The sequence below is a fragment of the Micromonospora cabrerizensis genome, assembly GCF_022230955.1.
GTDB classification, from domain to species: domain Bacteria; phylum Actinomycetota; class Actinomycetes; order Mycobacteriales; family Micromonosporaceae; genus Micromonospora; species Micromonospora cabrerizensis.
This window is the reverse complement of the sequence record NZ_JAKKFI010000052.1, coordinates 1-22,630: the sequence shown is the minus strand read 5'-3', so window position 1 is coordinate 22,630 and position 22,630 is coordinate 1. Positions and strand designations below refer to the sequence as shown.

Annotated in this window: 3 protein-coding genes and 1 pseudogene; all 4 read right to left on the bottom strand. The window is 74.0% G+C overall.

Annotated elements, in window-relative coordinates:
- Positions 1 to 42: 42 nt before the first annotated feature.
- Positions 43 to 1,623 (bottom strand): annotated as a pseudogene (locus LADH09A_RS32220) (type I polyketide synthase); the annotation flags it as partial.
- 38 nt (positions 1,624 to 1,661) lie between these two features.
- Positions 1,662 to 11,039 carry a type I polyketide synthase gene (locus LADH09A_RS09985; RefSeq protein ID WP_238644600.1) on the bottom strand — a complete coding sequence of 3,126 codons (9,378 nt, stop codon included), beginning with the start codon at positions 11,037 to 11,039 and terminating at the stop codon, positions 1,662 to 1,664.
- 33 nt (positions 11,040 to 11,072) lie between these two features.
- The gene (locus tag LADH09A_RS09980) at positions 11,073 to 17,450 is read right to left on the bottom strand and encodes a type I polyketide synthase (RefSeq protein WP_372492255.1); all 6,378 of its coding nucleotides are present in this window, start codon (positions 17,448 to 17,450) and stop codon (positions 11,073 to 11,075) included.
- Positions 17,451 to 17,532: 82 nt separating this feature from the next.
- Positions 17,533 to 22,630: type I polyketide synthase (locus tag LADH09A_RS31635; RefSeq protein WP_443677153.1), on the bottom strand; the 5,098-nt coding region annotated here is incomplete at its 5' end.

Here is a 22,630-nt window from a genome sequence, read left to right as displayed (position 1 = left end):
CGCGAGCCGGTGCACCAGGTCGGCGCGGTCACCGGGGAGGATCACCGCCCGGTGGTCGAACGTGCCGCGGGCGGCCGTCAGGGCGTACGCCAGGTCGCGCAGGTCGACCCGGTCGTCGCCGGCCACCCGGGCGAGCAGTTTCGCCGCCTGCGCCCGCAGTGCCCGTTCGGTACGTCCGGACAGCAACCACGGTCCGTCCGGCGTCGGGGTGAGCGCCGGTGCCGGTGCGTTGTCGTCGGTGACCTCCGGGGCCTGTTCGAGGACCACGTGCACGTTCGTGCCGCTGACCCCGAAGGAGGAGACCGCCGAGCGGCGTGGCTCCCCGGTCCGCGGCCACGGCCGCCGGCTGGTGAGCAGCTCGACGGCGCCCTCGGACCAGTCGACCTGCGGGGTCGGCTCGTCGACGTGCAGCGTCTGCGGCAGGACACCGGCACGCATCGCCAGGACCATCTTGATGATGCCGGCGACACCCGCGGCGGCCTGGGTGTGCCCGAGGTTGGACTTGATCGAGCCGAGCCACAGCGGGTGCTCCGGGTCGCGGTCCTGCCCGTAGGTGGCGAGGAGGGCCTGGGCCTCGATCGGGTCGCCGAGGCTGGTGCCGGTGCCGTGCGCCTCGACCGTGTCGATCTGTGCCGGGGTGAGGCCGGCGTTGGCCAGCGCCCGTTGGATGACGCGCTGCTGCGCCGGGCCGTTCGGCGCGCTGAGCCCGTTGGAGGCGCCGTCCTGGTTGACCGCCGAGCCGCGGATCACGGCGAGGATCTGGTGGCCGTTGCGTTGCGCGTCGCTGAGCCGCTCCAGGACCAGCACACCGGCGCCCTCCGCCCAGCCGGTGCCGTCGGCCGCGGCGGCGAACGCCTTGCACCGCCCGTCGCCGGACAGCCCGCCCTGGCGGGAGAACTCCAGGAACGCGCCGGGGGTGGCCATCACGGTGGCGCCGCCGGCCAGCGCGAGCCCGCACTCCTGCTGGCGCAGGGCCTGCGCGGCGAGGTGCAGCGCCACCAGCGACGACGAGCACGCGGTGTCGACGGTGACCGCCGGGCCCTCCAGCCCGAGGCAGTACGAGACCCGGCCGGAGACGACCGCGGCGGCGTTGCCGGTGAGCAGGTGCCCCTCCAGGCCCTCGGAGGCGCCCAGCAGCAACGTGCCGTAGTCCTGGCCGGCGGTGCCGGCGAAGACGCCGGTCTGGCTGCCCTTCAGCGTCGACGGGTCGATTCCGGCCTGCTCCAGTGCCTCCCAGGTGACCTCCAGCAGCATCCGCTGCTGCGGGTCCATCGCGGTGGCCTCGCGGGGCGAGATGCCGAAGAAGGCCGCGTCGAAGTCGGCCGCGTCGTAGACGAAGCCGGCCTGGTGGGCGTCGGAGGTGCCCGCCGCGCCGTCGCCGAACAGGGCGTCCAGGTCCCAGCCCCGGTCGTCCGGGAACTCGGCCATGGCGTCGCGCCCGTCGAGCAGCAGTTGCCACAGGTCCTCGGGGGAACGCACGTCGCCGGGGAACCGGCAGCCCATGCCGATGATGGCGATGGGCTCCTGCTCGCCCGCCTCGACCTCGCGCAGCCGTTGCCGCGTCTGGTGCAGGTCGGCGGTGACCCGCTTCAGGTAGTCGAGGAGCTTGTCTTCAGTCAGCATCGCTTGCCAACCCCTCCGAGGATGCGCGCATCGTTCGGTCAGGACACCGAAAGTTGCGTGTCGATGAAGTCGAAGATCTCGTCGGCGCTGGCCGACTGGAGCTTCTCGGTGACGGTGTCGCCGCTGTGTTCGGTGGTGCCGTGCAGGTCGGCCAGGAGTGTCTGGAGCCGCGCGGTGAGCTGCGACCGCGCGCCCTTGTCGAGGGTTCGCCCGGCGATCAGCCCGGCGAGCCGGTCCACCTCGGCCAGCAGCGGCAGCTCGGCAGCCGAGTCACCGACGATCCGGCCCACCAGGTGTGCGGTGAGGGTCCGGGCGTTGGGGTGGTCGAAGGCCAGGGTCGCCGGGAGCTTGACGCCGGTCGCCACGCTGATCTGGTTGCGCAGCTGCACCGCCGTCAGGGAGTCGAATCCCAGTTCCTTGAACGCCCGGTCCGGCTCGACAGCGGTGCTGTCGGGGTGGCCGAGCACCGAGGCCGCCTGGGCGCGGACCAGATCGAGCAGGACGGCGTCCCGCTCGGCCGGGTCCAGACCGTCGATCCGGCGCAGCCACGGCGCGCTCGCCGGGTCGCCGGTGCCGGCGGCCACCGCGGCACGGACCGCGGGCAGGTCGCTGACCAGGAGCGGCGGGCCGGCCGGGTGCTGCTCGGTGAAGCGGTCCCAGGCGATGTCGGCCAGCACGATCCGGGTGTCCGCGTGGTCGAGGACCTGACCGAGCGCGGTCAGGGCGGACGGGGTGGGCAGCGGGGTGGTCGCGGGGCCGTCGGTGGCCTCGCTCTGCGCCCACCCGCTCCAGGTGATCGAGGTGGCGGGCAGGCCGGCGGCGGTGCGCCGGTCGGCTAGGGCGTCGAGGTACGCGTTCGTGGCGGCGTACGCGCCCTGCCCGGTGCTGCCGAGGGTCCCGGCGAGCGCCGAGAACAGCACGAACGCGGTCAGGTCGTGATCGCGGGTCAACTCGTGCAGGTGACGGGCACCGGTCGCCCGGCCGGCGGCCACGGCGGCCAGACGCGCACCGGTCAGCCCGGTCAGCAGGCCGGAGTCGCGGGTGCCGGCGAGGTGGAAGACGGCGGTCAGGTCGTCGATGCCGTCGAGCACGCCGCGGAGCGCGTCACGGTCGGCGACGTCGCAGGCGGCGATGGTGACCCGGGCGCCGAGTTGCTCCAACTCGGTACGCAGGTCGTCGGCACCGGGGGCGTCCGGGCCGCGGCGGCTGGTGAGCACCAGGTGCTCGGCGCCGCGTCCGGCCAGCCATCGGGCCACGTGTGCGCCGATCGCCCCGGTGCCACCGGTGACCAGGGTGGTGCCGGTCGGCGCCCATCCGGTCGTCGGTGCCGAGGACGTGAGCGGTGCCGGTCGCAGGCGGCGGGCGACCGCCCCCGCGGACCGGATGGCCACCTGGTTCTCGCCGGTCGAACCCGGCTCGCCGCGAAGGGTGACGACGAGCCGGGTTCCGGCCACCGGGTCGAGAGTGTCGGGCAGATCGATCAGCCCGCCGAAGCGCTGCGGGTCCTCGGCCTCGAGTACGGGTCCAAGGCCCCAGAGCATCGCCTGGGCCGGATGCGGCACGTCCTCGCCGGGGGCGACGGCAACCGCCCCACGGGTGACGCACCACAGTTTCGCCGGGGAACCGATGTCGCCGAGCGTCTGCAGCAGCGTCAGCGTGGCGGTCGTCCCGGTGGTGATCTGCGGGTTCTCTCGATCCGGACGTTGGTCGAGCGCGAGCAGCGACAGGACGCCGGCCAGCGGGATGTCGATGTCGGAGAGCCGGTTCAGCAGACTGGCCAGCTCGGAGCGCTCGGTGGTGGCGGGTGCGATCTCCAGGACCTCGGCGCCGTGCTCACGCAGGGCGGCGGCGCAGTCGGTGGCGATCCGGTGCTGGTCGGTGGTGTCCGGTACGACGAGCAGCCAGGTGCCGTCGAGCCGGGGCGGTGTGCCGGCGTCCGGGATCGGGGTCCAGCCGACGGTGTAGCGCCAGGTGTCGGTGGTGTCCCTCTCCCTGCGGGTGCGCCGCCAGGCGGCGAGCACGGGCAGCAGGTCGCCGCCGTCGCCGGTGATGCCCAGCGGGCTGAGGTCGCCGTCCTCGACGGCCTGCCAGAACTCGCTGTCCACCGGGTCGGCCGCGCTCATCGCGCCGCCACCGGTGGGCCAGAAACGCTGGTGTTGGAACGGGTACGTCGGCAGGTCCACCACCCGGGTGGCCGGGATGACCGTGCTCCAGTCGACCGGGGCGCCCTGCACCCAGGCCTCGGCCAGCGACCGTACGACCTGGTCGGTGCCACCGGCGTCGCGGCGCAGTGTGCCGATCGTGGCCGCGTCCACCGTGTCGGCGATCGCGCCGGTGAGCACCGGGTGGGCGCTAACCTCGATGAAGATGCGGTGACCGGCGGCGTACGCGGCGTCGACGGCCTGGTCCAGGCGCACCGGCTGGCGCAGGTTGCGGTACCAGTAGCCGGCATCCATCGCGCCGCCGTCGGCGACGGTGGAGAACACCGGCACCTCGCCGGCCAGCGGAGTGACACCGTCGAGCAGCCGGGCCAGCTCGGCCTCGACCGGCTCGACCAGGGCGCAGTGCGAGGCGTAGTCGACCCTCACCCGCCGGGCCCGTACGCCGGCCGCCTCCGCGACGGCCAGGAAGACGTCGAGACTGGCGGGAACACCGGCGACGACCACGCTGGTCGGGCCGTTGACGGCCGCGACGCTCACCCCGTCGGGAAGCAGCGGGGTGACCACGTCCAGGCCGGCGTTGACCGAGACCATGCCGCCGGTGCCGGCAATCGTCAGCAGCGCCCGGCTGCGCAGCGCGACCACCTTGGCCGCGTCGCCGAGGGACAGGACGCCCGCGACACAGGCCGCCGCGATCTCGCCCTGCGAGTGACCGATCACCGCGTCCGGTACGACACCCCTGGCCCGCCAGACGTCGGCGAGGGCGACGTTGACCGCCCAGAGGGCGGGTTGCACGACGTCCACCCGCTCCAGCCACCGCGGGTCGTCGGAGCGCAGGACGTCGAGCAGGTTCCAGTCGACGAACGCGTCCAGGGCCGCGGCGCACTCGGCGATCCGGGCCGCGAAGACCGGCTCGGCGTCGAGCAGGCCCACCGCCATGCCGATCCACTGTGAACCCTGGCCGGGAAAGACGAAGACGACCTCCGCGTCCGGGTACGTCGACCCGGAGATCACCGAGCTGGACGGCAGGCCGTCGACCAGCGCGTCCAGACCGGGCGCGTGGTCCGGGCCGAGCACGACGGCCCGCTGGCTGAACGCCGAGCGGGTCGCGGCCAGCGAGTAGGCCACCTCGCCGGGTGCGGCGTCCAGCGCGGAAAGCCGCTGCGCCTGGTCGGCGATCGCCTTCGCGGTGCGCCCGGTGAGCAGCCACGGCACGTCCGAGGTCGTCGCGGTGACCTCGTCGGCGTCGACGGCCGGGGCTTCCTCGATGATCACGTGGGCGTTGGTGCCGGAGACGCCGAACGAGGAGACACCGGCCCGACGCGGGCGCTCGCCCGCACTCCACGGCCGCGCCTCGGTGAGCAGTTCCACCGCGCCGTCGGACCAGTCCACCTGCGGCGTCGGCTCGTCCACGTGCAGGGTCCGCGGCAGGGTGCCGTGGCGCAGCGCCTCGACCATCTTGATGATGCCGGCGACCCCGGCGGCGGCCTGGGTGTGGCCGATGTTCGACTTGACCGAGCCGAGCCACAGTGGCTGGTCGGCGGGACGTTCCTGACCGTAGGTGGCCAGCAACGCCTGGGCCTCGATCGGGTCGCCGAGCCGGGTGCCGGTGCCGTGCGCCTCGACCACGTCGACATCCGCGGCGGACAATCCGGAATTGGCGAGAGCGGCCCGGATGACGCGTTGTTGGGAAGGCCCGTTCGGCGCGGTCAGACCATTCGAGGCACCGTCCTGATTGACGGCGGAACCGCGCACCACGGCGAGTACGCGGTGGCCGTTGCGGCGCGCGTCGGAAAGCCTTTCCACGAGGAGCATTCCGACGCCCTCGGAGAACCCGGTGCCGTCGGCGGCACCCGCGAAGGCCTTGCAGCGCCCGTCGGCGGCCAGGCCCCGTTGACGGGAGAAACCGACGAACAGCGACGGGGTGGCCATCACGGTCACCCCACCGGCCAGGGCGAGATCGCACTCGCCGCTGCGCAGGGCCTGCGCCGCGAGGTGCAGCGCGACCAGGGACGACGAGCAGGCCGTGTCGACGGTGACCGCCGGGCCCTCCAGGCCCAGCACGTAGGACACCCGGCCGGACAGGACCGCGCCGGCGTTGCCGGTCGCCAGGTAGCCCTCCAGGCCTTCGGAGGCGCCGAACAGCACGGCCGAGTAGTCGGAGCCGTTGGTGCCGGCGAAGACGCCCGTACGCGAACCGGCGAGACCCGCCGGGTCGATTCCGGCGCGCTCGACGGCCTCCCACGAGGCTTCCAACAACAGCCGCTGCTGAGGATCCATCGCTAATGCCTCACGCGGATTGACACCAAAGAATTCGGCATCGAACTCACCTACGTCGTAGAGGAACCCGCCATTCCGGGTGTATGTGGTCCCAGCGTTGTCGGGATCGGGATCGAACAACACCCCTAAATCCCAGCCCCGATCCGCGGGAAAGGCGCCCATGCCGTCGCCGTCCGCGCTGACCAGCCGCCACAGGTCCTCCGGGGAGCCGACGCCGCCCGGGTAGCGGCAGCTCATGCCGACGATGGCGATCGGCTCGTCGACCGCCACCGGGGTCGTCGGGGCCGGGGTGGCCGGTCCCGGGTCGGTGTCCACGAGCTGCTCCCGCAGACGGGCGCTGAGGGCGTGCGGCGACGGGTGGTCGAAGACCATGGTGGCCGGCAGGCGCAGGCCGGTGGCGCGGGCCAGCCGGTTGCGCAGCTCGACGCCGGTCACCGAGTCGAAGCCGAGTTCCTGGAAGGTGCGGCGTGGTTCGACCGCCTCCGGCGACGGGTAGCTGAGCACCGCGGCCACCTGGGCGCGGACCAGGTCGAGCAGGGTTCGCCGCTGGTCGGCCTCGGACTGGCCGGCGAGCTGCCGGGCGTACCCGTTGGTGGGTGTTGCGGCCGGGTCGCCGGCCGCGCTCGTCGCGGAGCGTGACCGCAGTGCCCGCACCTCGGGCACCGCGTCGAGCAGGGGGGCCGCACGGGTGGCGGTGAACGCGACGAAGTAGCGGTCCCAGGCGATGTCGGCGATGGCGAGGTACGTCTCGTCGTGGTCGACCGCGCCGCGCAGCGCCTCGATGGCGAGGGCCGGTCGCATCCCGGGCATACCGTGCCGGTCGAGCAGGTCGCCGAACCGGCCGTCGGCGAGGCCGCCGCCGTCCCAGGCGCCCCAGGCCACCGAGAGGGCGTGCCGGCCGGCGGCGCGGCGCTGCTGGGCGAGCGCGTCGAGGTAGGCGTTGGCCGGGGCGTAGTTGCCCACGCCGGAGCTGGCCAGGGTGCCGGCCACCGACGAGCAGAGCATGAAGACGGCGAGGTCCAGGTCGCGGGTCAGCTCGTCCAGGTTGGCCGCGGCGGTCATCTTGGCGTGCAGGGCACGCGACATCCGGTCGGCGTCGAGGCCGTCGACGACGGTGTCGTCGATGGCGGCGGCGGTGTGCACCACGGCGGTCAACGGGTGCTCGGCCGGAACGTCCGCGAGGACCCGGGCCAGCGCGTCCCGGTCGCCGGCGTCGCAGGCCACCACGGAGACCGTGGTGCCCAGTCCGGTGAGTTCGGCGGTGAGGTCGGCGGCGCCCGGCGCGTCCGGTCCGCGACGGCTGAGCAGCAGCAGGTGCCCGGCGCCGGAGCGGGCCAGCCAACGGGCGATGTGACCACCCAGGGCGCCCGTGCCGCCGGTGATCAGGACGGTGCCCTCGGGGTTCCAGCGGCGGGTCGGGGCCGTCTCGGCGAGCGGCGCGCGGACCAGCCGGCGGCCGAAGACGCCGCTGCTGCGCAGTGCCACCTGGTCCTCGCCGGTGGCGCCGGAGACAACGGTGGCGAGCAGTCGTCGGGTGCGGTCGTCCAGTTCGGCCGGGAGATCGACGAGCCCGCCCCACCGGTCCGGGTGCTCCAGCGCGGCAACCCGCCCGAAGCCCCAGACCAGGGCCTGGGCCGGGTTGGTGACCGGGTCGGTACGACCGACCGACACCGCCCCCGAGGTGGCGCACCACAGGGGCGCACCGAGGTCGGCCATCCCGAGTGCCTGGGTGAGGGCGACCGTGGCGGCGAAGCCGGCCGGCACGTCCGGGTGGTCCGGCAGCGGCTGTTCGTCCAGGGCGAGCAGCGAGAGGACGCCCCCGGGCTGCGCGCCGCGCAGGGTGTCGGCCAGCGAGTCCCGGTCGGCGGTGCGGGTGTCGACCTCGACGGCGATGACACCGGCGGCGTGCTGGCCGAGGGCGTCGAGGGTCGCGGTGACCCGGTCGTCGTCGCGCCGCCCGGCGGGCACCAGGACCAGCCAGGTGCCGGCGGGGGTGCCGTCGGCGCCTCCCGGGTGCGGGCGCCACGCGATGTGGTACCGCCAGGAGTCGACGGTCGCCTGGTCGCGACTGCCCCGGTGCCACGACGTGAGGCTGGGCAGGATCGGCTCGACCACCTCACCGGGCACGCCGAGGGTGGCGGTGAGCGCGCCGACGTCGGCGCGGTCCACGGCCGCCCAGAAGCCGGCCTCGGCCGGGCTGCCGCTGCCGGTGCCGGTGCCCGGGTCGGCGGCGCCGAACTCCACCTCCAGCCAGAAGCGCTGGTGCTGGAACGGGTACGTGGGCAGGGCGACGGTACGCGCTCCGGGGAACACCGCCGGCCAGTCCAGTCGGACGCCGTGCACGTGCGCCTCGGCCAGTGACCGGGTGAACCGGTCGAGGCCGCCCTCGTCGCGGCGCAGGCTTCCGATGACCGCGGCGGCGTCGTCGTCCGTGCCGCCGAGCAGTTCGGTGAGCCCGCCGGTCAGGACGGGGTGCGGGCTGCACTCGACGAAGACGGTGTGCCCGTCGGCGCGCAGACGGTGCACGGTCTGCGCGAAGAGGACCTGTTGGCGCAGGTTGCGGAACCAGTAGTCGCCGTCCAGCGTCGTGGTGTCCAGCGGCTCGCCGGTGACCGTGGAGTAGAACGGGATGGCCGCCGGGCCGGGCGCGAGCCCCTCCAGGGCGGCCAGCACGGCGTCGCGGATCCGCTCCACGTGCGCGGAGTGCGAGGCGTAGTCCACGTTGATCCGCCGGGCTCGTACACCGTCGCGCTCGCACTCGGCCAGCAACTCGTCCAGGGCGTCCGCGTCGCCGGCCACGACCACCGAGGCCGGCCCGTTGACCGCGGCGACGCTGATCCGACCCGGGTACGTCTCCAGTCGTTGCCGCACCGCGTCGGCGGTGGCCGCGACCGAGACCATGCCGCCGAGGCCGGACAGCGCCGACAGGGCCTGGCTGCGCAGCGCGACGACCTTCGCGCCGTCCTCCAGGGACAGCGCGCCGGCGACGACCGCCGCGGCGATCTCGCCCTGGGAGTGGCCGACGACCGCGGCCGGGGTGACACCGTAGGAGCGCCACAGCTCGGCGAGCGAGACCATGACGGCCCAGAGCGCGGGCTGCACCACGTCGACCCGCTTCAGCACGGTCGGGTCGGTGGAGCGCAGCACGTCGAGCAGCGACCAGTCGGTGTACGGCCGCAGGGCCGCCGCGCACTGCTCGATCCGGGCGGCGAACACCGGCGCGCTGTCCATCAGCTCGGCGGCCATCCCCACCCACTGGGAGCCCTGGCCGGGGAAGACCAGCACCGCGCCGGTCGCCTCACCACGGCAGGCGTACGCGTCCGCGGTGTCCGGCCCCTGGGCGGCGAACGCGTCCAGGCGCTCGCGCAGGCTCGTCAGGTCGCGGCCGACCAGCACGGCCCGGTGTTCCAGGGCGGCCCGGGTGGTGGCCAGGGAGAAACCGACGTCCGCCGGGTCGACGGGTCCGACGGTGTCCAGATGGGTGGCGAGGCGGTGGGCCTGGTCGCGCAGGGCCGCCTCGGTACGCCCGGACAGCACCCAGGGCAGGGCCCAGCGGGCCGGCGTCGGCGGCACCGCGTCGGACGCCGGGGCGGGCGCCTCCTCCAGGATCACGTGCGCGTTGGTGCCGCTGACCCCGAAGGCCGACACACCACCGCGGCGGGGCAGCCCGGTGTCCGGCCAGGGCAGGCGTTCGGTGGCCAGCGCGACCGTGCCGGCGGACCAGTCGACCTGCGGGGTGGGCTCGTCGACGTGCAGGGTGGGCGGGACCACGCCGTGCTGGATGGCCAGTGCCATCTTCATCATGCCGGCGATGCCGGCGGCGGCCTGGGTGTGGCCGATGTTCGACTTGACCGACCCGATCAGCAGGGGCCGTTCGGCGGCGCGTTGCCTGCCGTAGGTGGCGATCAGGGCCTGCGCCTCGATCGGGTCGCCGAGGGTGGTGCCGGTGCCGTGGGTCTCGACCACGTCGACCTGGGCGGCGGTCAGCTTCGCGTCGGCGAGCGCCTGACGGATCATGCGCTGCTGGGCGGGGCCGTTCGGGGCGGTGAGACCGTTCGACGCGCCGTCCTGGTTGAGGGCGCTGCCGCGGACCACCGCGATGACCGGGTGACCCCGGCGCTGCGCGTCGGAGAGCTTCTCCAGCAGCACCAGGCCGACGCCCTCGGCCCAGCCGGTGCCGTCGGCGGCTGCGGCGAACGGCTTGCAGCGGCCGTCGCGGGCCAGGCCACGTTGCCGGCTGAACTCCACGAACGGGGTCGGCGTCGACATGATGGCGACGCCACCGGCGAGGGCCAGGGAACACTCGTCGCGGCGCAGCGCCTGGGCCGCCAGGTGTACGGCGACCAGCGACGAGGAGCAGGCGGTGTCGATCGTGACGGCCGGCCCCTCCAGGCCGAGGGAGTACGCGATCCGCCCGGACACCACGCTGGTCGAGCTGCCGGTGAGCAACTGTCCCTCGATGGCGTCCGGCGCGCTCATCAGCACCCGGGCGCTGTAGTCCTGCATGGTGACGCCCGCGTAGACACCGGTGCTGGTGCCGCGCAGCGACAGCGGGTCGATCCCGGCGCGTTCGAACGTCTCCCACGCCGACTCGAGCAGCAGTCGCTGCTGCGGGTCCATGGTGAGCGCCTCACGCGGTGAGATCCCGAAGAACGCGGCGTCGAACTCGCCGACCTCGTCGATGAACCCGCCGTGCTTGGTGTACGTGGTGCCGCGGTGCTCCGGGTCGGGGTCGTAGAGCTCCTCGACGTTCCATCCCCGGTCGGCGGGGAACTCGGTGATGCCGTCGCGGCCGTCGGCGAGCATCCGCCACAGCTGTTCCGGGCTGTTCACACCGCCCGGGAAGCGGCAGCTCATCGCGACGATCGCGATGGGCTCCTGGTCGCGTGACTCGACGGCCTGCAGCTGACGCTTGGTGCGCCGCAGATCAGCGGTGACCTTCTTGAGGTAGTCGAGAAGCTGCTGCTCATCGGCCATCGTTCGGCCCTCCCCTAGGACGGAAGTGGTGGATCACGGGAATTCGAGTTCGTTGTCGATCAGGTCGAAGATGTCCTCGGCGGAGGCGCTGTCGAGGTCGGCGTCGTCGGACGTCGCCGTGGCGGGCACCGCCGAGGCCGGTTCCACGGCGGCGAGAAGTTCCCGCAGCCGGGCCGTGATGCCGGTGCCGGCCAGCGCCTCGGCGTCCAGCGCGGAGATCGCTCCGCTCAGCCGGTCGAACGCGACGTGCACGGCGTTGCCGTCCGGCTCGGCGCCGGTGGTGAGTTCCTTGCCGAGGTGCTCGGCGAGCGCCTGGGCGTTCGGGTAGTCGAAGACGAGCGTGGCGGGCAGTCGCAGTCCGGTCGCGCCGTTGAGCCGGTTGCGCAGCTCGACGGCGGTCAGCGAGTCGAAGCCGAGTTCCTTGAAGGCGCGGGTGGCCTCGATCGGCTCCGAGGCGGGTCGGCCGAGCACCACTGTGGCGTGCCCGCGTACCAGATCGAGAAGGATCCGCTGCTGGTCCGCCGCACCCAGCCCGGCCAACCGCCGGCCCAGGTCGTCGCCGGTGTCGGCGGCGGCGGCCGCCGCCCGGCGGGCCGGGGCCCGCACGAGGCCGCGCAGCAGTGGTGCCACCGCCCCGCCCTGCCCGCGCAGGATCCCGGTGTCGATGTTCGCCGGGACGAGGATCGCCTCGTCGTGGCGCAGTGCCGCGTCCAGCAGGGCGAGTCCCTGCCCGGCGGTGAGCGGGGCCATCCCACCGCGGGCCATCCGGGCGTGGTCGGTCGCGTCCAGGTGACCGGTCATCCCACTGGCGTCGGCCCACAGGCCCCAGGCCAGCGCCACCGCGGGCAGCCCCTGGTCGCGCCGGTGCTGGGCGAGGGCGTCGAGGAAGGTGTTCGCCGCCGCGTAGTTGGCCTGCCCGGCGCCGCCGAAGGTGCCGGCGCCGGCGGAGAAGAGGACGAACTCGGCGACCGGCGCCGAACGGGTCAGCTCGTGCAGATGCCAGGCGGCGTCGACCTTGGGCCGCATCACCTCGTCCAGGCGCTCCGGTGTCAGCGAGCCGACCACCCCGTCGGCGAGGACGCCGGCGGCGTGCACCACCGTGCTGAGCGGGTGCGCGGCCGGGATGCCGGCGAGCAGTCCGGCCAGGGCGTCCCGGTCGGCGGTGTCGCAGGCGACGACGTGGGCCTGCGCGCCCAGCTCGGCGAGTTCCGCGCACAGCTCGGCGGCGCCGGGAGCCTGCGGGCCGCGCCGGCTGGTGAGCAGCAGGTGCCGGCGGCCCTGTCGGGCGAAGTGCCGGGCCATCAGCGCGCCGAGCGTGCCGGTGCCGCCGGTGATCAGCACGGTGCCCTCGGGGTTCGGCCGGGGCGGCAGGGTGAGGGCGATCTTGCCGATGTGCCGGGCCTGGCTGAGGAAGCGGAACGCCTCCGGCGCGCGGCGCAGGTCCCAGGTGCGCAGCGGCATCGGGCGCAGGTGCCCGGCCGCGAAGAGGGCGATCAGGTCGGTCCAGATCTCGCGGATCCGGTCCCCGCCGGCCTCGATGAGGTCGAACGCCTGGTAGCCGACGCCCGGGTGCTCGGCGGCCACCGTGTCGGCGTTGCGGATGTCGGTCTTGCCCATCTCGACGAACCGCCCGCCGCGCGGCAGCAGCCGCAGCGACGCGTCGATGAACTCACCGGCCAGGGAGTCGAGGACCACGTCGACGCCGCGGCCGTCGCTCGCCGCGAGGATGCGCTGCTCGAAGTCGAGGCTGCGCGACGAGGCGATCCGGTCGTCGGCGAAGCCGTTGGCGCGCAGCACGTCCCACTTGCCGGGGCTGGCGGTGCCGAACACGTCGGCGCCGAAGTGCCGGGCCAGTTGGACGGCGGCCATGCCGACGCCGCCGGTCGCGGCGTGCACCAGCACCGACTGCCCGGCGCGCAGGTGGCCGGCGTCGACCAGGCCGAAGTAGGCGGTGAGGAACGCGACCGGCACGGTGGCGGCGACCGGGTACGACCAGTCGTCCGGGACCTTGGCGATCATCCGGTGGTCGGTGACGCCGATCGGTGCCATCGAGCCGGAGAAGAGGCCCATCACCCGGTCGCCGACGGCGTAGCCGCTCACCCCCGGCCCGACCTCGACGATCTCACCGGCCGCCTCGTTGCCGAGCACCTGCTGGTCGGGAACCATGCCGAGGGTCAGCACCACGTCGCGGAAGTTCAGGCCGCTGGCGTGGATGCGGACGCGCACGTGACCGTCCGGCAGGTCCCAGCCGATCTCCGGGCAGGGCAGCAGCTCCAGGTTGTCGAAGGTGCCCCGCTCGCGCACGTCGAGGCGCCACGGCTCGTCGCCGTCGGGCAGGACCAGGGCCGAGGTGGTCGCGGCGCGGGCCAGGCGCAGCGCGTGCGCGGTGCCTCCTCGCAGCGCGACCTGCGGCTCCCCGGTGCCGGTGGCGGCGACCAGAGCGGCCGCCGAGGCGGCGTCGCCGTCCAGGTCGGCGAGTTGGAGCCGGTCCGGGTTCTCCGCCTGCGCGGCGCGGACCAGGCCCCACAGCGGGGCGTGCACCAGGTCCTCGATCGGGTCCTCCGGGCCGGTCGAGACCGCGTGGCGGGTCACCACCACGAGCCGGGCGTCCGGCCCGGCTAGCCAGTCCTGCAAGAGGGCGAGGAAGGATTGGGTCGCGCTGGTCGCGGCCGTGGCGACGGCACCGGCGGTGCCGCCCGGGCCGAGGGGCGCGACGACCAGGTCCGGGCGTCGGCTCGCGTCGCCGCCGAGATCGGCGTACGCCACGACGTCGTGCCCGGCCTCGGCGATGGCCGCGGACAGGCCGATCTCGTCGGTGCCGAGGATCGCGACGAGGGCCGGTGCACCCCCGGCGGGAAGGGTCAGCGGGGTCCAGTCGAGACGGAACAGCGAGTCCCGGGCCGGGTCGTCGGCCGCCTTCAGGGCACCCGCGGCGATCGGGCGCAGCACGAGCGAGGCGATCGACAGGACCGGGCTTCCGGTCTGGTCGGCGGCGAGCACCGAGACGGTGTCGACCCCCTGCGGGCGCAGCCGGACGCGCAGCACCTCCGCACCGGTCGCGAGCAGGTCCACGTCGGTCCACGAGAACGGCAGCAGCCCGCCCTGTTCCGGGCCGGCCGGTCCGAGGGCCAGGCCGATCGGGTGCAGTGCCGCGTCGAGCAGCGCCGGGTGCAGCCCGTACGCGTCGGCCTCGGTCCCCCGGGGCAGGGCGACCTCGGCGTACACGTCGTCGCCGGAGCGCCAGATCGCCCGCAGTCCCTGGAACGCCGGTCCGTAGCCGTAGCCACGGGCTTCCAGGTCCGGGTAGAAGCCGTCCACCGGCACGGTCTGCGCGCCGGCCGGCGGCCAGACCGGGAGGGGTTCCGGTGCTTGCGGTCGGGTGGTGCTGAGCAGACCGGTCGCGTGCCGGGTCCAGGGCTGTTCGGCGTCGGCGGTGTCCGGCCGGGCGTAGAGGGTGAACGCCCGGTCCGGCCCGTCCCCGGCGGCGTCGACCACCGCCTGTAGTGCCAGACCGGCCTGGTCGGGCACGATCAGCGGCCGTTCCAGGGTGAGGTCGGCGACGATCGCGCAGCCGAGCTGGTCACCGATCCGGATGGCCAGGTCGAGCAGCGCGGTGCCGGGGACGACCAGGCGCCCGGAGACGCGGTGGTCGGCGAGCCACGGGTGCGTGCTGAGGGAGAGCCGCCCGGCGACGATCGTGCCGTCGGCACCGGCGAGTCCGAGGGCCGCACCGAGGACCGGGTGGCTGACCGGGGCCAGGCCGAACGCCGACGCGTCGCCGTGCGCGCGGGTGCTGGGGCGCGGCCAGTACCGCTGGCGCTGGAAGGCGTACGTGGGCAGTTCCACCAGCGGGGCTGCCGGGATGACGGTGGTCCAGTCGACGGGTGCGCCGCGTACCCACGCCTCGGCCAACGACCGGACCAGCTGATCGGGGCCACCCTCACCACGACGCAACGTCCCCACCGTCGCCACCTCGGCGGTGTCGGCGATCGCACCGGTCAACACGGGGTGCGCGCTGACCTCGACGAAGATCCGGTGCCCGGCCGCGTACGCCGCCTCGACGGCCAGATCCAACCGCACCGGCTGACGCAGGTTGCGATACCAGTAGCCGGCGTCCATGACGCCGCCGTCCTCCACCGTGGAGAACACCGGCACCACACCCGGCTGCGGGCGCACCCCGTCGAGCAGACGGGCCAACTCCGCTTCCACCGGCTCGACCAGAGCGCAGTGCGAGGCGTAATCGACCTTCACCCGCCTGGCCCGCACCCCAGCCGCCTCGGCGGCGGCCAGGAACGCGTCCAGGTCAGCACCGGCCACGGCGACACTGGTCGGCCCGTTGACCACCGCGACACTGACCCCCTCGGTCAACAACGGGGTGACCACGTCCAGGCCGGCGTTGACCGACACCATCCCACCGGTGCCCGCGATCGACAGCAGTGCCTGACTGCGCAACGCGACCACCTTCGCCGCGTCACCCAGCGACAGCACACCCGCCACACACGCCGCCGCGATCTCCCCCTGCGAATGGCCGATCACCGCGTCCGGCACCACACCCCTGGCCCGCCACACCTCCGCCAGGGAGACGTGCACCGCCCACAGGACCGGCTGCACCACGTCCACCCGCTCCAACGGATCGTCCGAGCGCAACACCTCCAACAGGTTCCAGTCCACGAACGGATCCAGGGCCGCCGCACACTCCGCGATCCGCGCCGCGAACACCGGCTCGGCATCCAGCAGAGCCACCGCCATGCCGACCCACTGCGAACCCTGACCCGGGAACACGTACACCACACCGGCATCAGGAACCGCCGCACCGGAGACCACCTGGCCCGACGGGACACCGTCCGCCAGCGCCTGCACGCCGCCGGCAACGTCGGGAGCCAGCACCACCGCCCGGTGGTCGAACACCGACCGGGACGACAGCAACGAGTACGCCACCGACGACGCGTCCGCCGCCACGGTCGACAACCGCGCGGCCTGGTCAGTGACCGCCGCCGCGGTACGCCCCGACAACAGCCACGGCGCACCCGACCCCGTCACCTCCACCGGAGCGACAACCGGCGCGGCGGGCGGCTCCTCGATGATCACGTGGGCGTTCGTGCCGGACATGCCGAACGACGACACCCCGGCCCGGCGCGCGCGCTCCCCCGCCGGCCACGGCCGCGCTTCGGTGAGGAGTTCCACCGCGCCCGCCGACCAGTCCACGTCGGGCGTCGGCTCGTCGACGTGCAGCGTGCGCGGCATGGTCTCGTGCCGCAGGGCGTGGACGACCTTGATGATCCCGCCGACACCGGCGGCGGCCTGCGCGTGGCCCATGTTCGACTTGATCGAGCCGAGCCACAGCGGCTGGTCGGCGGGCCGCTCCTGACCGTAGGTGGCCAGCAGCGCCTGCGCCTCGATCGGGTCACCGAGGGTGGTGCCGGTGCCGTGCGCCTCCACCATGTCGACGTCGGCCGCGGAGAGCCCGGCGGCGGCGAGCGCCTGGAGGATCACCCGTTCCTGGGCGGGCCCGTTGGGCGCGGTCAGGCCGTTCGAGGCGCCGTCCTGGTTGACCGCGGTGCCCCGGACCACGGCCAGCACCCGGTGACCGTTGCGCACCGCGTCGGAGAGCCGCTCCACCAGCAGCATCCCGGCGCCCTCGGCCCAGCCGGTGCCGTCGGCAGCCGCGGCGAACGCCTTGCACCGGCCGTCACCGGCGAGGCCGCCCTGGCGGGAGAACTCGACGAACGTGCCGGGGGTGGCCATCACGACCGCGCCGCCGGCCAGCGCGAGGGAGCACTCACCGCGTCGCAGTGCCTGTGCGGCCAGGTGCAGCGCCACCAGCGACGACGAGCAGGCCGTGTCGACGGTCACCGCCGGTCCCTCCAGGCCCAGCGTGTAGGCGATCCGCCCGGACGCGACGCTGGCCGCGTTGCCGGTGGCCAGGTAACCGTCGAGGCCGTCGTCGGCGGCGCCCATCAGCAGCGTCGAGTAGTCGTGTGAGTTGGTGCCCGCGAACACACCGGTGCGCGACCCGGACAGCGACGTCGGGTCGATGCCGGCCCGCTCGATGGCCTCCCAGGACACCTCCAGCAGGAGCCGCTGCTGCGGGTCCATCGCCAGGGCCTCGCGGGGGCTGATCCCGAAGAACGCGGCGTCGAAGTCGGCGACGGCGTCGACGAACCCGCCCTGCGCGGTGTGCGACGAGCCACGGTCGTCCGGGTCGCCGGCCAGGGCGGCCAGGTCCCAGCCACGATCGTCGGGCAGCCCGGAGACCACGTCGGCGCCGTCGGCGACGATCCGCCACAGGTCCGCCGGGGTGTTGATCCCACCCGGGTAGCGGCAGGCCATCCCGACGATCGCGATCGGCTCACGGTCGGCGGCTTCCAGGTCGCGCACCTGGTCGCGGGTCCGCTGCAGTTCGTTGATCACCTTTTTGAGGGATTCGCGCAGGCGTAGTTCGTCCGCCATCAGAACGCTCCTTGATCGGGCCGGCGGGGCAGGATGTCCGGCGTTACAGACCGAGGTCGTTGTCGACCAGGTCAAACAACTCGTCGTCGGAGGCGTCGGCGAGGGCGTCCGCGACGCCGTCGGTCTCGGCCCCGCCGGTGTTCAGCTTCGCCAGCAGGCTCTGCAGGCGCAGGACGATGCGGGCTCGGCCGCTGTCGTCGCCGTCGCGGCTGGTGAGCGCCAGTTCGAGCCGGTCGAGTTCGGCCGCGGTGGGCAGGACCGTCGCGGTGTCGGGCAGGAGCTCGTTCTTGAGGTACCGCGCGAGCACGGTCGCGGTGGGCCGGTCGAAGACCAGCGTGGCGGGCAGTTTCAGGCCGGTTTCCCGGCTCAGGTGGTTGCGGACCTCGACGGCGGCGAGCGAGTCGAAGCCGAGTTCCCGGAACGCCCGGGTCGGCGGGATGCTGTCCGCCGAGGAGTGGCCCAGCACGGTCGCCGCCGCGGTGCGTACCAGGTCGAGCAGGTGCTTCTCCCGGTCCTGCTCGCTCAGGGCCGTGAGGTGCTCGCGCAGTGCCGTCACCGCGTCGGTGCCCACCTCCGGGCCGTCGCCCACCGCGCCGGCCAGGGCGTCGCGGGCCTCCGGCAGGTCGGCGAGCAGGCTGCTGTGCCGGGCCATGGTGTACGCCGGGGTGAACTTCGCCCAGTCGACGTCGGCGACCGTGGTGGTGGCGTCGGTGCCACCGACCGCCCGGGCCAGGGCCGCGATGGCCGCCTCCGGGTCGAGTGGCAGCAGACCGCGTCGGCGCAGGCGGTCCTCGACCGCGGGGTCGTCGGCCATGCCCGCCCCGGACCAGGGGCCCCAGGAGACCGCCGTGGCCGGAAGCCCGGTCGCGTGTCGGTGCTCGGCGAGCGCGTCCAGGTAGGAGTTGGCCGCCGCGTAGCCGCTCTGACCGCCGCTGCCCCAGATCCCGGCGATCGAGGAGAACAGCACGAACGCGTCGAGGTCGTGGCCGGCCAGCAGCTCGTCGAGGTGGCTCGCGCCGTCCACCTTCACCCGGGTGACCGCCTCGAACTCCTCGGCGGTGCAGTCGTCCAGCGGGGTGGGGTGGTCGACGCCGGCCGCGTGCACGACGGCTCGCAGGGGGGTGGGGTCGGCGTGTACGTCGAGGAGCAGGTCGGCGACCGCGGACCGGTCGGTGACGTCGACCGCCGCGATGGTCACCCGGGCGCCGAGGCTCTGGAGTTCGGCGGAGAGTTCCGCGGCGCCGGGCGCCGCCGTTCCGCGCCGGCTGGTCAGGACCAGGTGTTCCGCGCCGGACCGGGCCGCCCAGCGGGCGACGTGCGCCCCGAGACCGCCGGTGCCGCCGGTGATCAGGACGGTGCCGGTCGGTTGCCAGGAGGTGCCGTCGGCGTCGGCGGTGACCCGGACGAGGCGGCGTCCGTGCGTACCGGTGCGGCGGATGGCCACCTGGTCCTCGCCGCCGGCGGCGAGGACCGCGACCAGGTCCCCGGCGGTACGCTCGTCGATCTGCTCGGGCAGGTCCACGAGCCCGCCCCAGCGCCGTGGGTGGTCGAGGGCGACGGCCCGGCCGAAGCCCCAGACGGTCGCCTGGGACGGTCGGCGCAGCGGGTCGGTGCGGTCGACGGTGACCGCACCCCGGGTCAGGCACCAGAGTGGTGCGCCCGCGCCGCCGCTGTCGCCGAGTGCCTGCAACAGGCGCAGCGTCGACAGTGCGGGGTCGGTGCCGTCGTCGGCGAGGGCCTGGAGGGAGACGACACCGGCCAGGTCCGGGGTCTCCGAGACGATCTGCCAGAGCTGGTCGGTGAGGACGCCCCGGTCGGTGAGGGTGTCATCGACGGTCGTGGTGATGACGTGCGCGCCGTGCTCCTCCAGGGCGGTACGCACCCATCGGGTGTCGTCGGTGGGCGACACCAGGAGCCAGGTGCCGGTGAGGGCGGGTGTGGCGTTCGACGTGAACGGCTTCCAGGTGACCCGGTACCGCCAGGTGCGGACGGTGTCGTGCTGCCTGCTGCGGTGCCGCCAGGTGGAGAGGACCGGCAGGGCGGCGTCGAGTGCCTCGCGGGCGGCGCTGTCGAGGTCACCGGCGATCAGGTCGAGGTCGGCGCGTTCGACGGCGTCCCAGAAGCGGGCGTCGGTCAGGTGCTGGCCGGGGGCGGCGGGCCGCGCGGTGTCCGGCCAGTAGCGCTCGTGCTGGAAGGCGTAGGTGGGCAGGTCGACGCGCCGCGCGCCGGGGTAGCACGGCGTCCAGTCGACCGCGACGCCGCGCACGAAGACCTGAGCGAGGGCGGTGAGCAGCGAGGTGGCCTGGTCGCGGTCGGAGCGTTGCACGGGTACGAACACCGCGTCCGCAACGCAGTCCGCGCCCATCGCGGACAGGACCCCGTCCGGGCCGATCTCCACGAACGTGGTCACGCCCGCGGCTTCCAGGGTGGCGATCCCGTCAGCGAAGCGGACCGCCTCCCGCACGTGCCGCACCCAGTAACCGGCGTCCTGCGTCCCGGCGATCTGCCCGGTCAGGTTCGACACCACGGGAATCCGGGGCTGCCCGTAGGTCAACGTCGACGCGACCTGCGCGAACTCCGTCAGCATCGGCTCCATCAGCACCGAGTGGAACGCGTGACTGACCCGCAGCCGCTTCGACTTCTCGAACTGGGCGGCGACGGCGGCGACCTCACCTTCCACGCCGGACAGCACCACCGAGCGCGGACCGTTGACCGCCGCGACGGACACCCCGTCGGTCAGCAGCGGCAGCACCTCCGCCTCGGTGGCGCGTACGGCGACCATCACGCCATCGGCCGGGAGTGCCTGCATCAGCCGGCCCCGGGCCGCGACCAGCTTCGCCGCGTCGGCGAGGGACAGCACCCCGGCCACGTGCGCGGCGGCGATCTCCCCGATCGAGTGCCCCACCAGGTAGTCCGGGGTCACCCCGAACGACTCGACCAGCCGGTAGAGCGCGGTCTCGACCGCGAACAGCGCCGCCTGGGTGTGGACCGTCTGGTCCAGGGCCTCCGCGTCGTGCGCGGTCACGTCCCGGATCGGCCGGTCGAGGTGGAGGTCCAGCTCGGCGCAGACCGCGTCGAACGCGTCCGCGTACACCGGGAAGGCCTCGACCAGGTCCAGGCCCATGCCGGGCCGTTGTGAACCCTGACCGGAGAAGACGAAGGCCAGCTTGCCGTCGGTGGTCTCGCCGGTCACCAGGCCCGCGGCCGGCTTGCCGGCCGCGGCCGCCGCCAGGACGTCGGCGTGCTGCGGGCCGAGAACCACCAGGCGCTCGGTCAGCGCCGCGCGGGTGGTGGCCAGTGAGTGCCCGACGTCGATCGCGTCCGGCTGGTCCTCGCCGGTCACCCCGGTCAGCAGGCGCGCGGCCTGGTCGCGCAGCGCGCCGGGGCTGCGCGCGGAGAGCGTCCACGGCACGATGCCCGCCTGCGGCCGGTGCGGGGCCGACGCGTTGTCGTCGGCGGTGGCCGGTGGCTCCTCGATGATCACGTGAGCGTTCGTGCCGGACATGCCGAACGAGGAGATGGCGGCCCGGCGCGGGCGGTCGCCGGCCGGCCACGGTCGCGCTTCGGTGAGGAGTTCCACCGCGCCGACGGACCAGTCCACGTGCGGGGTCGGCTCGTCGACGTGCAGGGTTCGCGGAAGGATCTCGTGTCGCATCGCCTCGACCATCTTGATGATCCCGGCGACGCCCGCGGCGGCCTGCGAGTGCCCGATGTTCGACTTGATCGAGCCGAGCCACAGCGGTTGGTCCTTCGGGCGGTCCTGACCGTAGGTGGCCAGCAGCGCCTGCGCCTCGATCGGGTCGCCGAGGACGGTGCCGGTGCCGTGCGCCTCGACCGCGTCGACGTCGGCGGTCGTGAGGTCGGCGGCGGCGAGAGCCGCCCGGATCACCCGTTGTTGCGCCGGGCCGTTCGGGGCGGTCAGGCCGTTGGAGGCGCCGTCCTGGTTGATCGCGCTGCCGCGGACCAGGGCGAGGACCTGGTGGCCGTTGCGTCGGGCGTCGGAGAGGCGTTCCACCAGCAGGACACCCACGCCCTCGGCCCAGCCGGTGCCGTCGGCGGCGGCGGCGAACGACTTGCACCGGCCGTCGGCGGCGAGGCCACGTTGGCGGGAGAACTCGGTGAACGTGCCCGGTGTGGCCATCACGATCGCACCGCCGGCGAGGGCGAGGTCGCACTCACCGGACCGCAGTGCCTGGGCGGCCAGGTGCAACGCGACCAGTGACGACGAGCAGGCGGTGTCCACGGAGACGGACGGCCCTTCCAGGCCCAGCGCGTACGACACCCGGCCGGAGATGACGCTGGCGGCGTTGCCGGTGGCCAGGTAGCCCTCCACGGCGTCCGGCGCCGCCATCAGCAGGGTCGGGTAGTCGTGGCTGTTGGTGCCGGTGAAGACGCCGGTGTGGGTGCCGCGCAGGGCGGTCGGGTCGATGCCGGCCCGTTCCACCGCCTCCCAGGACGTCTCCAGCAGCAGGCGCTGCTGCGGGTCCATGGCGAGCGCCTCGCGGGGCGAGATGCCGAAGAACCGGGCGTCGAAGTCGGCCACGCCGTCGAGGAAGCCGCCGGCCGCCGCGTACGAGGTGCCGCGGGCGTCCGGGTCGGCGTCGTAGAGAGCGTCGAGGTCCCAGCCTCGGTCGGCGGGGAGACTGGAGACGGCGTCGGTGCCGGTGTCGACCAGTCGCCACAGGTCCTCCGGCGAACCGACCCCGCCGGGGTATCGGCAGGCCATGCCGACGATGGCGATCGGCTCGTTGGCGGTGATCGTCTCGCGCGTCTCCGCGGTGGCACTGTCGTCGGTGCCGAGCAGCGCGGCCAGGTGACCGGCGAGCGTGGCGGCGTTCGGGTAGTCGAAGACGACGCTGGACGGCAGGTGCAGACCGGTCGTGGTGACCAGTCGGTTGCGGAGTTCCACAGCGGTCAGCGAGTCGAAGCCGAGTTCGCGGAAGGGCCGGTCGGTGCCGATGTCCGCGACGCCGCCCAACCCGAGCACGGCGACCGCCTCGGTGCGCACGACGTCCAGGAGCCGCTTGGCGCGTTCGGTGGCGTTGAGCCCGTCGAGGAAGGTGCTCTGCCCGGTCACCTCCTCGACCGGGGTGAACACCTCGTCCAGCAACGGACGCGGCCTGGCCGAGGTGCACTCCGCC